Genomic DNA, 12810 nt, shown 5'->3' with positions numbered 1-12810 from the left:
GATGCTTTATCCTTCCATTGATGAACTATTGAAAATTATCGATTCAAAATATTCCCTTGTCACGATCGCGGCAAAACGCGCCCGCCAGCTGCAGGACGAGCATAACGAAGTACTTGAAAAATATGTTTCCGATAAAAATGTCGGCAAGGCGCTTGAAGAAATTTATGTCGGCGTCCTCCGGATCAAACACGATGGAACAGCTTCTTAAGGCATCCTGGCGCGATCATACGGAAAATCACAGAGCAGGGACTGGCGGATATGGCGTCAGCCCTTTTTCTTATATTTGCTTTTTTGTTAGAATGGTCGTAAGGAGTTTGACTGAGATTTTACAGGGGGCATATGGATGCTTGGAAAAAATATACTATTGTGCGTAACCGGCGGGATTGCCGTCTTTAAAGCGGCTGCGCTCACAAGCAAGCTGGCGCAGTCCGGTGCACATGTGAAAGTCATCATGACGGAATCCGCCTGCAAGTTTGTGGCGCCGTTAACGTTTCAGGCGCTTTCCCGGAATGAAGTGTACACCGATACATTTGATGAGAAACACCCGGAAAAAATTGCCCATATTGATCTTGCAGACTGGGCGGATCTTGTCCTCGTTGCGCCGGCCACCGCTAATATTATTGGAAAATTGGCGAACGGAATAGCGGATGATATGGTCTCGACCACGATTCTCGCCACGACCGCGCCGGTATGGGTGGCGCCGGCGATGAATGTCCATATGTATGGCCACCCGGCTGTCCGCCGGAACCTGGAAACGCTTGGAAGCTTCGGCTACCGGCTGATCGAGCCTGCGGATGGGCATCTCGCATGCGGCTATACCGGAAAAGGAAGATTGGAAGAACCGGAGAACATCGTGGCGCTTTTGAAAGATTTTTTCAGCGGTGGCGGACCAAAACCGTTGTCCGGGAAAACGGTTTTAGTGACAGCCGGCCCGACGATTGAAAAAATTGATCCTGTTCGCTTTCTTTCAAACCGTTCGTCCGGAAAAATGGGATTTGCGCTTGCCGAAGAAGCGGCCAATATGGGGGCAAACGTTTTGCTTGTCACAAGTGTGGACAATCTGACACCGCCCGCCGAAACGGAAATCATCAAAGCGGAGAGCGCAGAGGAGATGTATCATGCGGTTATGGGCCGCTACAAAGAAGCGGATATCATCATTAAAAGCGCAGCCGTGGCAGACTACACGCCGGTCCGTGTTTTTGATAAAAAAATGAAAAAACAGCCGGGCAACCTGACGCTGGAATTGAAACGGACAAAAGATATTTTAAAAGAACTCGGCGAAAGGCCGGACAAGCCTTTTCTCGTCGGCTTTGCCGCGGAAACCGATAATCTCGAAAACTATGCGCGCGACAAAATGGAACGGAAGCGTGCGGATATAATTGTTGCCAATGATGTGAGCCGGGAAGGCGCCGGCTTTGCCGGTGATACCAATATCGTGACCATTTTTAAACGCGACGGCTCGAAACGGGAACTCCCGCTGCTTTCCAAGCATGAGGCGGCAAGGGAAATTTTGCGCGAAATCTGCCGCGAGATCGAAAAGGGCGAAAAGAAATGAAGATTGCAAATGTGATTGTCGATATACCGGCAATGCAGACAGATAAATATTTTGATTACCGGATCCCGGAAAAATGGGAAACGGCCATTCAGCCGGGAATGCGTGTCATTGTCCCGTTCGGCCCGCGTACGATCCAGGGATTTGTTGCGGGCATAAAAGACCGTTCAGAAGTGAAGAACTTGCGTGAAATCATTGCGCCGCAGGATTTGGCCCCGGTTTTGAATGCGGAGCTGCTTGCGCTCGGGGACTGGCTTGCGAAGGAAACGCTTTGCCTGAAAATCTCCGCTTACCAGGCGATGCTGCCGGCTGCGATGAAGGCAAAATATGAAAAACGCATCAAAAGGCAGGACGGGGGCGCCAACCCTTTTCTTGACGAAGTGTTTAAGGGTCATGACGAAATCAGCTGGAAAGAAGCACAGCAAAAGGGCTTTCTGCCGTTTCTCCAAAAAGAAGCGAAAAACGGATCGGTGGAAGTCGTGTACGAAGTCAAAAGCAAAGCCAATAAGAAAACGGTCCGGCTTATTTTCTGCCCGCTGTCCAAAGACGAGCTTGAAAAACGGATGGAAGAAGTGCCGAAAAATGCACCGAAGCAAAAGCAGGTGCTGCAATTTTTCCTGGAAAATCCGGATGCTAAGATGCCTTCTCCCGAACTGGCGGAAACAGCTGGCGTATCGCGGGCGGTTATCAAAACATTGCTTGAAAAAGGATGGTTGGAAGAAAAACAGGAAGAATCGTACCGCGACCCGTATGCCGGCCACCAATTTCAAAAGAGCGTGCCACATGCTTTAACTGCGGAGCAGAAACAGGCAATTGGCCCGGTCCTCTCCGCTGTCCGCGAAAACAGAAATGAAACGTTTTTGCTTTTTGGCGTAACTGGTAGCGGAAAAACGGAAATTTATCTGCAGTCGATACAGGAAGTGCTGAACGAGGGAAAAGAGGCGATTGTCCTTGTGCCGGAAATTTCTCTTACGCCGCAAATGGTGAACCGTTTTAAAAGCCGTTTCGGCAAAGACGTGGCGGTTTTGCACAGCGGCTTATCGGTCGGCGAAAAATACGATGAATGGCGGAAAATTACCCGCAAAGAAGCGAAAGTGGTCGTCGGGGCGCGGTCGGCGATTTTTGCCCCGCTTGAAAATCTTGGCATCATTATTATTGATGAAGAACATGAAAACAGCTACAAACAGGAGGACAACCCGCGCTACCATGCGAGGGACGTCGCCCTTTTCCGGAGCAAAAACCACCATTGCCCGGTCATACTCGGCAGCGCCACCCCGTCGCTTGAATCATTTGCCCGCGCACAAAAAGGGGTCTATACTTTGCTGAAAATGGGAAAACGGATGAACAACCACCCGCTTCCCGAGGTTTCGATTGTCGATATGCGCGAAGAATTGCGCGCAGGCAACCGTTCCATGTTCTCAAGAGAGCTTTTTGAAAAATTGAAAGACCGTCTGGAGAAAAAACAGCAAACCGTGCTGCTGCTGAATAAAAGGGGATACTCCTCCTTTGTCATGTGCCGGGACTGCGGGTATGTGCAGCAATGCCCGAACTGTGATATCTCGCTTACTTATCACCGCTCTACAAACGAAATGAAATGCCATTACTGCGGTTACGAGACATTTGTGCCCGCAACATGCCCGGAATGCGGGAGTTCCCATATTCGTTATTTCGGGACAGGGACGCAGAAAGTGGAAGAGGAACTGGGGCGGCTGTTGCCCGAAGCGCGCGTGATCCGGATGGATGTCGATACAACCGGCCGCAAAGGGGCACATGAACGGATGCTGCAAAGCTTTGCAAACGGGGAAGCCGATATTTTGCTTGGGACGCAGATGATTGCAAAAGGGCTCGATTTCCCAAATATTACGCTTGTCGGCGTGCTGAATGCGGACACGATGCTCCATTTACCCGATTTCAGGGCGTCTGAAAAAACGTTTCAGCTTTTAACGCAAGTAAGCGGGCGCGCGGGGCGGCACCAGCTGGAAGGCGAGGTTGTTGTCCAAACCTATACCCCCGAACATTACAGCATCCAATTTGCAGGGGAACAGGACTATGAACGCTTTTACCGCCAGGAAATGAGAATGCGGAAAGTGGGCGCCTATCCTCCTTTTTACTATCTCACCCTGATTACGGTCAGCCATGAAAATGTGATGAAAGCCATGTCCGCAGCCGAAAAAATCGCAGGCTTTATGCGGAACCGGGTGTCGGGCGGAAGCGTGATTTTAGGCCCTTCGGCATGCCCGGTACCCCGTGTGAAAAATAGATATCGTTACCAATGTCTGATAAAATACAAACGGGAACCGCGGCTCAATGAAACATTATCTGTTTTGCTGGAACATTTCCAGCACCAGATTGCCTCGGAAGGATTAAGCATCGCGGTCGATGTCAATCCTAATATGATGATGTAACAGGAACGAGTGATTCGAAATGATGGAGATTGTAAAATATCCTGCCGCTATTTTGGAGGAAAAATGCAAACGGGTCACGGCATTCGGCCCGTCTTTAAAAGCGGTACTGGATGAAATGTATGAAACGATGCTTGAAGCGGACGGGGTCGGCCTTGCCGCCCCGCAAGTCGGCATCAACCAGCAAATCGCCGTTGTCGATACCGGGGATGAAACAGGCCGGATTGACCTCATCAATCCGAAAATCGTAACAAGGCGCGGGGAACAGACGGATGTCGAAGGCTGCCTGAGTTTTCCCGGCGTTTATGGGACGGTTTCGCGCGCCAATTATGTGAAAGTAAAAGCACAGGATGCAAACGGAAGGGCGTTCACCATTGAAGCGGAAGATTTCCTTGCCCGCGCTTTGCAGCATGAAATCGACCATCTGCACGGCGTTTTGTTTACGTCCAAAATCATTGATTATGTGGATGAGGAAGACTTGGTTTTTGAGGAGGCCGATGCCGAATGACGAAAGTGGTGTTTTTGGGAACGCCGGATTTTGCCGTGCCGGTTTTACAGACTTTGATCCGCGACGGGTACGAGGTCATTGGCGTTGTGACGCAGCCGGACAGGCCGGTCGGCAGAAAACAGGTTTTAACCCCTCCGCCTGTAAAACGGGAGGCGGAAAAGCACGGCATTCCGGTTTTTCAGCCGGAAAAATTGCGCGAGCCGGAAAGCCTCGCCCGTATTTTGGCGCTCAAACCGGATGTTGTGGTTACATGCGCATACGGGCAGATTTTGCCGAAAGCATTGCTTGATGCGCCCCCGTTCGGCTGCATCAATGTCCATGCGTCACTGCTGCCGGAACTGCGTGGCGGGGCGCCGATCCATACGGCTATTTTACAAGGGAAGAAAAAGACCGGCGTCACCATTATGTACATGGCGGAAAAACTCGATGCCGGCGACATTTTCAGCCAGCGGGAAGTCGAAATTGAAGAAACCGATGATGCCGGCACCCTCCATGACAAGCTGAGCAAAGCGGGCGCTGTGCTTTTATCCGAAACGCTTCCGAAAATCTTGGCAAAAGAAGTGACGCCGGTGCCGCAGGATGAACAGAAGGCGACGTTTGCCCACAATATTACGCGCAGCCAGGAAAAAATCGATTGGAAAAAACCGGGGGAAGTCATTTACAACCAAATCAGGGGGCTGTGCCCGTGGCCGGTTGCCTACACCGTGCTTGGCGGAAAGACGTTTAAAATATGGAAAAGCGAAAAAGTGCCGCTTTCTGAGCAGGCGGAGCCGGGCACCATCGTCACGATAGAAAAAGACGGGATCGTGGTCGCAACGGGCAACACAACCGGCATTAAAGTGACGGAACTGCAACCTGCCGGGAAGAAACGGATGGCGGTTGCACAATTTTTAAACGGTTCAGCGGGCGGCCTTGCACCCGGAATGAAATTTGGAGATGAAGATGAGTAAAGATCGGAAAAATGTCCGTGAAGCGGCGCTTGAACTTTTGGAGGCAGTGGAGAAAAACGAGTCGTACAGCAATTTGCTGCTTGACCGCTATATTGAAAAATACCGGTTCCACGGTCCTGACCGGGCGCTGCTTACGGAAATCACTTATGGCACGTTGCAGAGAAAACAGACACTGGACTATTTTCTCGCCCCGTTTTTGCGCAAAAAAATTGAAAATTGGGTGCGGATTTTGTTGCGCTTGTCTTTATATCAAATGGTATACTTAGATAAAATCCCTGACCGCGCGATTATTTTTGAAGCGGTGGAGATCGCCAAAAAACGGGGCCACCGCGGGATTTCCGGAATGGTCAACGGCGTTTTGCGCGCCATCCAGCGCGGGGGGCTCAGAAGTTTAAAGGAAATAGAAGACCCGCTTGAAAGATTATCGGTGGCAACGAGCCATCCGCACTGGCTTGTGGCAAGATGGGCGGAAGCTTACGGCTATAAAACGACGAAAGAAATGTGTGAAGCAAACCTGATTCCGCCGTTACAGACAGCAAGGGTGAACCTGAACCGGGCATCCGTGGAAGAAGTCATCGAAAAACTGGAGCGGGAAGGGTTTACCGTTGAGCGGAGCCCGGTTATTCCGGAAGCTGTCCGCTCACGAAAAGGCAATCTTGCCCGTTCGGCATGCTTTAAAGAAGGGCTCTTCACCATCCAGGATGAAAGTTCGATGGCGGTTGCCTATGCGCTTTGCATCCAGGAAGGCCAGCGGATTCTGGACGCTTGTGCGGCACCGGGCGGAAAAACGACCCATATTGCGGAAAAGTTAGAAGGAACGGGAGAAGTTGTCGCGCTCGATCTCCATCCGCATAAAGTAAAACTGGTTCAGGAAAATGCAGAGAGGCTCGGTACCGGACAGGTAGAAGCGATTGCGATGGACAGCCGGGATGCAGGCGCCCGTTTTGAAAAAAACACTTTTGACCGCATTCTTGTCGATGCGCCGTGCACAGGTTTTGGCGTGCTGCGGCGGAAACCGGATATCAAATATGCGAAAACCGTTGACGATATCCATGCGCTAAAGCAGGTCCAGCTTTCGATTTTATCGGGCGTGTCGGAACTGTTAAAACCGGACGGCATCCTTGTTTTCAGCACGTGCACCGTTGACCGGGAAGAAAACGAAGGGACGATTGAAACATTTTTGCAGGAACATCCGGAATTTGAACCGTATCCGCTGCACGTCCCGGAAGCAATGGAATCTTGCGTTGACGGATACCGGATGCAGATTTTTCCGCAGGACTTCGGCGGGGACGGATTTTTCATCGCCAGCATCCGCAAAAAGGCCGGTAAAGCATAGGCTTGCCTGATGATAAACACGTCAAAGAGTATGAAGGTGGGGGTATAATGGAATCTGTCTACAAAACGGACAAGGGCAGAGTAAGGCAGCATAACGAAGACAGTGGGGGAGTCTTTGAAAATGCCGGCGGTGATCTCCTTGCGATTGTTGCGGATGGCATGGGCGGCCATCGTGCGGGTGACATTGCGAGCGGCATGACGGTGCAATGTTTTAAAGAAGCGTTTGAAAAATTCGGCCCGGTTGCCGATGCGGAGTCCGCGGAGGCGTGGCTTTCCGAGACGATCGGCGAGGTGAATGCCCGTTTATTTGAACATGCCGCCCATCACCCTGAATGCGAAGGAATGGGCACCACACTGGTTGCAGCACTCTGCACCGAAGGCTTTATTTCCATCGCCAATATCGGAGACAGCCGCGGCTATATTTTTAATGAAAACGGCTTCCAGCAGCTGACGGAAGATCATTCGCTGGTCAATGAACTGGTCAAAACCGGCCAGATTTCAAAAGAAGACGCCGAAAATCACCCACATAAAAATGTGATCCTGAAAGCGCTCGGGACGGAAGATTCGATCTCGCCCGACTTAAAAACGATTGTATTTGAAGAAAATGATACTTTGCTGCTTTGTTCAGACGGCCTGTCGAATAAAGTGCCGACGGAAGTGATGAAAGAAGTGCTGGAAAAAGATCTGCCGCTTGGGGAGAAAGCGGACATGCTCGTGGATTATGCCAATGAAAACGGTGGGGAAGACAATATTACGATTGTGCTTCTTTCGTCCGGCCGCAATAAAGGCGGGTGCCCTTAATGTTAATCGGAAGACGGATCAGCGGCCGCTATAAAGTCAAAAGCCTGATCGGCGGCGGCGGCACGGCAAACGTCTATCTGGCCCGCGATATGATTTTGGACCGTGATGTGGCCGTCAAAGTGCTGCGCCCGGATTTTGCAAATGAGCCGGAGTTTATCCAACGTTTTCACAGGGAGGCCCAATCGGCAACGAGCCTGGTCCATCCGAATATTGTCAGTATTTATGATGTTGGCGAAGAGGACGATTTAAATTATATCGTCATGGAAAATGTCGAGGGCATGACGTTAAAACAATACATACAGCAAAACGGCCCGGTTTCCGTTGAGAAAACGCTGGACATTATGGGACAGCTTGCAGCGGCGATCGCACATGCCCATGACAACCATATTATCCACCGTGACATTAAGCCGCAAAATATTTTAATCAGCCATGACGGCGTTGTGAAAATTACGGACTTCGGGATTGCCATGGCTTTATCCGCTACTTCAATCACCCGGACAAATGCCGTGCTCGGTTCGGTCCATTATCTTTCCCCCGAGCAGGCAAGGGGCGGTGTTGCCACATATAAATCGGATATATACGCACTCGGCATCGTGATGTTCGAGCTTTTAACGGGAAGGCTTCCTTTTTCCGGGGAATCTGCCGTTTCCATTGCTTTAAAACATTTGCAAAGCGAGACGCCGTCGCCGAAAAGGTGGAATCCCGATATTCCCCAAAGTGTTGAAAATATTGTTTTAAAAGCAACGGCGAAAGATCCGTTTTACCGTTATAACAGCACCGAAGAAATGGGGGAGGATATCCGCACCGCACTCCTGCCGGAAAGGCTGAATGAACCGAAATTCGTCATCCCAGAAGACGAAGATCAGACGAAAATTATCCCGGTGATTTCCGAAGTGGCTGCCGGCCCCGACCGGAATGAAGAAACGATTATCGCAAATCCGGCCGGGGAAAACGAAAAAGAAAAGAAACCGGACACAAAGCGGGACAAAAAAGAGAAAAAACGGCGGAAAAAATGGCCATTCGTTGTCGGCACCCTTGCCTTTTTGGTCGTGCTTGCCGGCCTTGCCGCCTTGTTGCTGCCGTCCCTGCTCGGCCCGAAAACCGTCAGCGTCCCGAAAGTATCAGGCAAAACGGCGGATGCTGCTGCCGCCGTGCTTACGGCGCATGGTCTGAAAACCGGGGAGAAGATTAAAACAACAAGCGAAACGGTACCAAAGGGGCAGGTGATCAAAACGGATCCCGAAGCCGGGGAAAAAATCAAAGAGGGGACAAAAGTTTCCCTTTATATCAGCACGGGAAAACAAACCTTTACCCTGTCCGATTATACCGGCAGGCAGTTTGACGATGTCGTAAATTTATTGACTGGCGAACATTTTAAAGACATCGATAAAGAAGAAGTGTACGATGACAGTTCGCAAGGGACCATTATATCGCAGGATCCCGCGCCCGATAAAAAAGTGGTGCCCGAAAACACGGTGCTTACCTTTACTGTAAGCAAAGGCCCAGAAACTTATGCAGTTGGGGATTTAACCGGATTTTCAAAAAAACAGCTGGACGCCTATGAAAAAACATCCGGTTTTTCCATTGAATATGCCGGAAAAGATTATTCGGATACCGTGAAAAAGGACCATGTCATATCTCAATCTCCGCAGCCGGGAACGGAGCTGAAAAAAGGCTCGGTCGTAAAAGTGACCATCAGCAAAGGACAGAAAGAAATGCCGCCAAAGACGGTCACAAAGGAAGTAACGATCCCGTATGAGCCGGACACGGATTCCGCCGGGAGCACAAATGAAAACAATAGCGAAAGTTCCGGGTCGGACGGAAACAGCCAGTCCGGTGACAGCAACAGCGAATCAAACGGAAACGATTCCGGCGGCAAAACAGATGCATCTGCACAAGAAAACCCGAAACAGGAAGTGCAAATTTTTATTGAAGACATGAACCATTCGATGTCCGCACCTGTTCAAACGTTTGAGATTACGAAAACGGTGAAAAAACAGCTGGAGTTCACGATTGAATACGGGAAAGAGGCGACATACAAAATCATGAGGGATGGCAAAGTCATCGCCGAAGAGACCGTTCCGTATCCAAATTAAGAAAATGCGGGCGTCCCATCCTTAGGCGAGAGCAGAGCCGTCGTTGCATTTATGCGTTAGGAAAGTAGAAATTGAAAATTTATCCTTTCTTAACTGAGAAAGCGCTGGGCCGTAACCCGGCGCCTCCCCTGGTTTGAAAATGTCGGAGAGATGGAGGTGGATGTATGGCAGAAGGAAAAATCATCAAGGCTTTAAGCGGCTTTTACTATGTGAAAAATCGTGAAGACGGCGAAATTTACCAATGCAGGGGCAGAGGCGTCTTCCGTAAAAGGAAAATCACCCCGCTCGTCGGGGACCATGTCGAATTCCAAAAAGAAAACGGGAGGGAAGGTTATATTTTGGACATCGGCGAAAGAAAGAATGAACTCGTCCGTCCGCCGATTGCCAATGTGGATCAGGCTGTTTTGGTTTTTTCCGCAAAAGAACCAGCCTTTTCTACGCTGCTTTTGGACCGTTTTTTAGTCCCGATTGAAAAGAACCTGATTCGCCCGCTTATTCTAATCACAAAATGCGATCTCCTAGGCGCGGATGAAAAAGAAAAGCTACTCGAGACGCTTGCAGTATACCGGCAAATCGGTTACCCGGTTATGTTGTCGTCGGCGAAAGCAGGCGAAGGGGCAGATGCTTTGCTTTCGGCATTGAAAGGAAAAATCACCGTCTTTTGCGGCCAGTCCGGAGTGGGGAAAACGTCCATTCTCAACCGCCTGGACCCTGCTTTGGGTTTAAAAACAAATGAAATTTCCACGCATCTGGGCAGGGGGAAGCACACTACCCGCCATGTTGAACTGTTGCCGGTCGGAGGCGGGCTCGTCGCAGATACGCCAGGTTTCAGCTCACTCGACTTCAACAGTGTGGAATTAACGGAGCTTGGGGATAATTTTCCGGAGATCAGTGAAAAAGCGGCCGGCTGCAAGTTCCGTGGCTGTCTGCATGAAAACGAGCCGCATTGTGCGGTAAAAGCCGCTTTGGCCGAAGGGGAGATCGCTTCATTCCGGTACAGCCATTACATCCAGTTTCTTCAGGAAATTAAAAACAGAAAGCCGAGGTATTGACGATGGTAAAAATCGCACCTTCTATTTTGTCTGCAAATTTTGCAAAACTGGGAGAGGAAATTAAAGATGTGGAGGAAGGCGGGGCGGACTGGATCCATATTGATGTAATGGACGGCCATTTTGTGCCGAACATTACGATGGGACCGCTCGTTGTCGGGGCGGTGCGGCCGGTCACAAAGCTTCCGCTCGACGTCCATTTAATGATTGAAAATCCGGACCAGTATTTGGAAGCTTTTGCGAAAGCAGGGGCGGATACAATTTCTGTCCATGTGGAAGCGTGCAGGCATCTCCACCGGACGATCCAGGAAATCCGGTCCCTTGGTGTAAATCCCGGCGTTGTCTTAAATCCCGCCACACCGGTCGAATGGATTGCGCCCATACTGGGGGATGTCGGCCTTGTATTGCTGATGACGGTCAATCCCGGGTTTGGCGGACAGGCTTTTATTGAATCCGTTGTCCCGAAAATTGAAAAACTGCACCGTTTAAAAAAAGAGCAGGGGCTTGCATTTGACATTGAAGTCGACGGCGGCATCCATCCGGAAACAGCGCAAAAATGCACACAGGCCGGTGCAACGGTGCTGGTTGCGGGCTCCAATATTTTTAAAAGCAAGAACCGGAAAAAAGCGATCCAGGCATTAAAATACGGGCAGTAAAACAACAGCCGGGGTTCATCCGGCTTTTTCTGCATGAAAAACCCGCGGGGAGTGGACAAAGCATCAGGTTGTCTTAAATCCGTCGTATAAAAGGGGAATGAGGCATGGAAAAGAAAATCTATATTTTAGCAGGCGGCCCGCCCGAAAATGTGCCGGATCTTGCGCCATATGCGGAGGACAAACGAGCGGCATGGGCAGGTGTAGACAGGGGCGTGCTGCATTTGCTTAAACAAGGGATCATCCCGGAAATGGCCTTTGGCGACTTTGATTCTGTCAATCAGGAAGAATGGGACTGGATCAACCGGAAACTTGAGCATATCCGCAAATTCCAGCCCGAAAAAGATGAGACCGATATGGAGCTGGCCTTGATGTGGGCAATCAGCCAGGATCCGGATGTGATCCGCATTTTTGGTGCTACCGGCGGACGGCTCGATCATGCTTTTACCAATGTCCTTTTACTTGTACATGAAAAAGCTTTGCAATTTAAAGGAAAAATAGAAATGATCGACAGGCAGAATCTCGTGGAAATGTTTTTGCCCGGAACTTATACGATTGAAAAAATGGATGCGTATCCGTATGTTTCTTTTCTCCCGTTGACGGAAGAGGTAGAAGGGATCTTTTTAACCGGATTTAAGTATCCGCTTGAAAACCGGCATATTGTAAGGGGCACCACCCTTTGTGTCAGCAATGAACTAATCCGTGATTTTGGTACTTTTTCTTTTTCAAGCGGCATATTAATGATGGTAAGAAGCCATGATTAATGATATTTCATGAACAAGCAGGCTGTATCCTTTTCGCTTACGCATGAATATAATGTGCGGGAGACCCGGATTGTATTTGAATGGGGAGGGACATACATGAAATTTTATACGATTAAACTGCCTAAATTTTTGGGCGGTATTGTCAGGGCCATGCTGGGGACTTTTAAAAAAGGATAAGAGATAAAATGGACGCATGGTGGTTCGTGGGGCAGTTCATTCTACACAGCGGGAAAATCGGCGACGCGCCGGTTTTTTTGCCGCAAAAAAAACAGGAAACCGGATGCCCGGTTTCCTGTTTTTGCATTATACACGTTCGACTTTCCCGGATTTCAAAGCGCGGGCGGAAACCCAGACGCGTTGCGGTTTGCCGTCCACCAGAATGCGCACTTTTTGCAAGTTCGCTTTCCAGGTGCGTTTGTTTGCGTTCATGGCGTGAGAACGTTTATTGCCGGATACCGTTTTACGTCCGGTAATTGCACATTTTTTTGGCATTGTATTCCCTCCTCCTGTTGCGAAGCAGAAATAGAACATATTTATGCTTTCATCTCTTCATTTTTCGTTAAAAATTCACTATAATAATTTATCATATTGGAAGACACAATGCAAGTCCTGCCGGAAGGGAGTATGTGTCAAGTTTTTCTCGACAAGGTTTAAATATCGGGTATTCCAAGACACTCTTTTTGTACACTTTCGGCTACCG

General features: G+C 49.7%; 13 protein-coding genes. 12 read left to right on the top strand and 1 reads right to left on the bottom strand.

Annotation, left to right across the window (positions count from 1 at the left end; translation table 11 throughout):
* Position 1: 1 nt before the first annotated feature.
* The 12 genes from rpoZ to spoVM all read left to right on the top strand — a co-directional run bounded on the left by rpoZ (position 2) and on the right by spoVM (position 12287).
* On the top strand, positions 2-208 hold the full coding sequence (gene rpoZ / locus P9687_RS05735) for a DNA-directed RNA polymerase subunit omega (protein ID WP_014095504.1): 207 nt from the start codon (positions 2-4) through the stop codon (positions 206-208).
* A gap of 135 nt (positions 209-343) precedes the next feature.
* Positions 344-1555, top strand: coding sequence for a bifunctional phosphopantothenoylcysteine decarboxylase/phosphopantothenate--cysteine ligase CoaBC (gene coaBC / locus P9687_RS05730; RefSeq protein WP_017551489.1), 1212 nt, complete (start codon positions 344-346; stop codon positions 1553-1555).
* A complete protein-coding gene (gene priA / locus P9687_RS05725) occupies positions 1552-3957 on the top strand; it encodes a primosomal protein N' (protein ID WP_019721998.1) in 2406 nt (801 codons plus the stop codon). The genes coaBC and priA overlap by 4 nt, the downstream gene beginning before the upstream one ends.
* Positions 3958-3976: 19 nt before the next feature.
* On the top strand, positions 3977-4462 hold the full coding sequence (gene def / locus P9687_RS05720; RefSeq protein ID WP_035189900.1) for a peptide deformylase: 486 nt from the start codon (positions 3977-3979) through the stop codon (positions 4460-4462).
* Complete coding sequence (fmt, locus tag P9687_RS05715; protein WP_017551492.1) at positions 4459-5412, top strand: methionyl-tRNA formyltransferase; 954 nt, start codon at positions 4459-4461, stop codon at positions 5410-5412. Before def ends, fmt begins: the two co-directional genes overlap by 4 nt.
* The gene (gene rsmB / locus P9687_RS05710) at positions 5405-6748 is read left to right on the top strand and encodes a 16S rRNA (cytosine(967)-C(5))-methyltransferase RsmB (RefSeq protein WP_035189899.1); all 1344 of its coding nucleotides are present in this window, start codon (positions 5405-5407) and stop codon (positions 6746-6748) included. The genes fmt and rsmB overlap by 8 nt, the downstream gene beginning before the upstream one ends.
* A gap of 47 nt (positions 6749-6795) precedes the next feature.
* A complete protein-coding gene (locus P9687_RS05705; RefSeq protein WP_035189897.1) occupies positions 6796-7548 on the top strand; it encodes a Stp1/IreP family PP2C-type Ser/Thr phosphatase in 753 nt (250 codons plus the stop codon).
* The gene (pknB, locus tag P9687_RS05700; RefSeq protein ID WP_061565623.1) at positions 7548-9644 is read left to right on the top strand and encodes a Stk1 family PASTA domain-containing Ser/Thr kinase; all 2097 of its coding nucleotides are present in this window, start codon (positions 7548-7550) and stop codon (positions 9642-9644) included. The genes P9687_RS05705 and pknB overlap by 1 nt, the downstream gene beginning before the upstream one ends.
* 164 nt (positions 9645-9808) lie before the next feature.
* Positions 9809-10696, top strand: coding sequence for a ribosome small subunit-dependent GTPase A (rsgA, locus tag P9687_RS05695; RefSeq protein WP_014095496.1), 888 nt, complete (start codon positions 9809-9811; stop codon positions 10694-10696).
* A gap of 2 nt (positions 10697-10698) precedes the next feature.
* The gene (gene rpe / locus P9687_RS05690; RefSeq protein WP_014095495.1) at positions 10699-11349 is read left to right on the top strand and encodes a ribulose-phosphate 3-epimerase; all 651 of its coding nucleotides are present in this window, start codon (positions 10699-10701) and stop codon (positions 11347-11349) included.
* A gap of 104 nt (positions 11350-11453) precedes the next feature.
* On the top strand, positions 11454-12110 hold the full coding sequence (locus tag P9687_RS05685; protein ID WP_014095494.1) for a thiamine diphosphokinase: 657 nt from the start codon (positions 11454-11456) through the stop codon (positions 12108-12110).
* Positions 12111-12206: 96 nt separating this feature from the next.
* The gene (spoVM, locus tag P9687_RS05680) at positions 12207-12287 is read left to right on the top strand and encodes a stage V sporulation protein SpoVM (protein ID WP_017551496.1); all 81 of its coding nucleotides are present in this window, start codon (positions 12207-12209) and stop codon (positions 12285-12287) included.
* A gap of 126 nt (positions 12288-12413) precedes the next feature.
* Here spoVM and rpmB read toward each other — a convergent pair whose 3' ends face one another.
* Positions 12414-12602, bottom strand: a complete 189-nt coding sequence (rpmB, locus tag P9687_RS05675) for a 50S ribosomal protein L28 (protein ID WP_013859045.1) — start codon at positions 12600-12602, stop codon at positions 12414-12416.
* Between the last annotated feature and the right edge of the window lie 208 nt (positions 12603-12810).

Origin of the sequence: Weizmannia sp. CD-2023, from assembly GCF_036225245.1 — a bacterium.
Classification (GTDB): domain Bacteria; phylum Bacillota; class Bacilli; order Bacillales; family Bacillaceae_C; genus Weizmannia; species Weizmannia faecalis.
The sequence above is the reverse complement of the archived record's forward strand: the minus strand, read 5'-3'. Positions and strand labels throughout refer to the sequence as shown.

What these genes read in the sequence shown, in the direction of transcription:
- rpoZ (WP_014095504.1), top strand. Translation starts at nt 2, where the DNA reads ATGCTTTATCCTTCCATTGATGAACTATTGAAAATTATCGATTCAAAA.
- coaBC (WP_017551489.1), top strand. Translation starts at nt 344, where the DNA reads ATGCTTGGAAAAAATATACTATTGTGCGTAACCGGCGGGATTGCCGTC.
- priA (WP_019721998.1), top strand. Translation starts at nt 1,552, where the DNA reads ATGAAGATTGCAAATGTGATTGTCGATATACCGGCAATGCAGACAGAT.
- def (WP_035189900.1), top strand. Translation starts at nt 3,977, where the DNA reads ATGATGGAGATTGTAAAATATCCTGCCGCTATTTTGGAGGAAAAATGC.
- fmt (WP_017551492.1), top strand. Translation starts at nt 4,459, where the DNA reads ATGACGAAAGTGGTGTTTTTGGGAACGCCGGATTTTGCCGTGCCGGTT.
- rsmB (WP_035189899.1), top strand. Translation starts at nt 5,405, where the DNA reads ATGAGTAAAGATCGGAAAAATGTCCGTGAAGCGGCGCTTGAACTTTTG.
- P9687_RS05705 (WP_035189897.1), top strand. Translation starts at nt 6,796, where the DNA reads ATGGAATCTGTCTACAAAACGGACAAGGGCAGAGTAAGGCAGCATAAC.
- pknB (WP_061565623.1), top strand. Translation starts at nt 7,548, where the DNA reads ATGTTAATCGGAAGACGGATCAGCGGCCGCTATAAAGTCAAAAGCCTG.
- rsgA (WP_014095496.1), top strand. Translation starts at nt 9,809, where the DNA reads ATGGCAGAAGGAAAAATCATCAAGGCTTTAAGCGGCTTTTACTATGTG.
- rpe (WP_014095495.1), top strand. Translation starts at nt 10,699, where the DNA reads ATGGTAAAAATCGCACCTTCTATTTTGTCTGCAAATTTTGCAAAACTG.
- P9687_RS05685 (WP_014095494.1), top strand. Translation starts at nt 11,454, where the DNA reads ATGGAAAAGAAAATCTATATTTTAGCAGGCGGCCCGCCCGAAAATGTG.
- spoVM (WP_017551496.1), top strand. Translation starts at nt 12,207, where the DNA reads ATGAAATTTTATACGATTAAACTGCCTAAATTTTTGGGCGGTATTGTC.
- rpmB (WP_013859045.1), bottom strand. Translation starts at nt 12,602, where the DNA reads ATGCCAAAAAAATGTGCAATTACCGGACGTAAAACGGTATCCGGCAAT.